Genomic DNA, 1,795 nt, shown 5'->3' on the forward strand with positions numbered 1-1,795 from the left:
TGGCGGCAGTTCAGTGAGCGCCGGCGCGGGCGGCGCGCGGGCGGCGCGTCTACGGGGGCTATCCCCACCCCAGGGACGGTGGGCCGCCGGATCGGCTGGGCGGGGCGGGCGCTCGTACCGTGTGAGGCGTGGCGAAGCCGTGGGGGTGGAGCTGATCGTTATCTGGGGGATGAGTCACCGTGACCGCTAACCGGAACCGTACTCGGACGCTTCTCGCCGCCGGCGGGGCCGTGGTCGTCGCGCTCGCCGTCAGTGGCTGTGGCGGCTCCGACGTGTCGGACGCGCCCGTCGAGCACCGGTCGTTCGCGTTCGGGGGGAAGGCGCTGACCATCGACGCCGAGAACTCCGCCCTGACGCTGGTGCCCGCCGATGTCAAGGACGTCGAGGTGGCGCGGCAGGTCGACGGGTGGGTCGTGCTGGGGAGCGGGCCCAACGCGAGCTGGAAGATGTCCGGCGACACGCTCACGCTGCGGCTGAAGTGCGAGGCCCTGGTGAGCGACTGCAACGCGCGGAACGAGGTGAAGGTGCCGCGCGGGGTCGCCGTGACGGTCAACGGGGACAACGGGAGCGTGACCGCTTCCGGGTTCGACACCCCGCTGACGCTGGACTCGGACAACGGCTCCGTCACGGTCAGGGACTCCAGCGGGCCGCTGCGCCTGACCAGCGACAACGGGAAGATCTCGACCGCGCGGATCACCGCCACGTCCGTCCACGCGCACTCGAACAACGGATCGGTCCAGCTCGCGCTGTCCGCCGTACCGGACCTGGTGGACACGGTGAGTGACAACGGCAAGATCGTGATCGACCTGCCCGCTTCGGACACGAAGTACGCGGTGACGGCCCGGAGCAACAACGGCTCGGTCGATGTGGACGTGCCGACCAGCTCAAACAGTGCCCACGTCCTGAAGGCGCACAGCTCCAACGGACAAGTCACTGTCCGAACCGTGAACTGACCGGCCCGTGTGTTCGTCCTTACCTGGTGGGAGAATGAACCCTCGGGGCGAACTCATTACGGGAGAGGCATGTGACGGCAACACACGCGCGGCCGAACGCAAGAGCGAAGGCGAGCGCCGTCCGTGATGCCCTCACGCTGATGCTGCTGCCGCTGCCGCTGATCGCCGCCGTACTGCCGGGGGCGTTCGCCGGAGGGGGTACGCGGCGTTGGTTCGGCGGTAACCGCGGCGAGAGCCAGCGGGCGGCGGCGCAGGCCGCGAAGGACGACGCGGCCGCCGCTTTCTACGAGCTGGACACGGCGCAGCGCGATCTGCGGATCTCGATCGAGACGATCACGGCCGTGGACAGCTCGCCCGGCGCCCGTAAGGCCGCCGACGACTTCGCCGCGCTCGGCCGCCGGATCGACGAGGCGAGCAGCGGGTACATCACCGCTGTCGACGCCCATGACCTGGACCGGCACGATCTGGAGCTGTCGGCGGCGACCAAGGCGCACAACGACCTCACCAAGGCCAAGGACGAGCTGAAGCGGGTCAGGGCCGACCTCGACCGGTTCGAGCAGGGGCTCGGTCCGCTGCTCGACAAGGCGGAGACACAGCTCGCGCGGCTCGCTCCCGCCGTGGAGCGCGCCCGGCAGGGGCTGCTCGCCGCGAGTAACGCGCTCGACGCCGTACGTGGCTCAGGGCTGCGCGCCGACGATCTCGCCGGCCGGCTCGCCGCGCTCGCGCCCGAGCTGACCAAGCTCAACCAGGGCGCGGGGGCGCACGGCGTGCCGGAGACGCTCCAGCGGGCCGACCAGGTGCTGCGCGACGCCGAGGCGGTACGGGCCGAGGCGGAGCGGCTG

General features: G+C 71.0%; 1 protein-coding gene and 1 pseudogene. Both read left to right on the forward strand.

Annotation, left to right across the window (positions count from 1 at the left end; translation table 11 throughout):
- Positions 1–179: 179 nt before the first annotated feature.
- Positions 180–953 carry a DUF4097 family beta strand repeat-containing protein gene (locus QR77_RS10375; RefSeq protein ID WP_040021149.1) on the forward strand — a complete coding sequence of 258 codons (774 nt, stop codon included), beginning with the start codon at positions 180–182 and terminating at the stop codon, positions 951–953.
- Between the two features lie 71 nt (positions 954–1,024).
- Positions 1,025–1,795 (forward strand): annotated as a pseudogene (locus QR77_RS48480) (hypothetical protein); the annotation flags it as partial.

This window comes from Streptomyces sp. 150FB, from assembly GCF_000818195.1.
GTDB lineage: Bacteria > Actinomycetota > Actinomycetes > Streptomycetales > Streptomycetaceae > Streptomyces.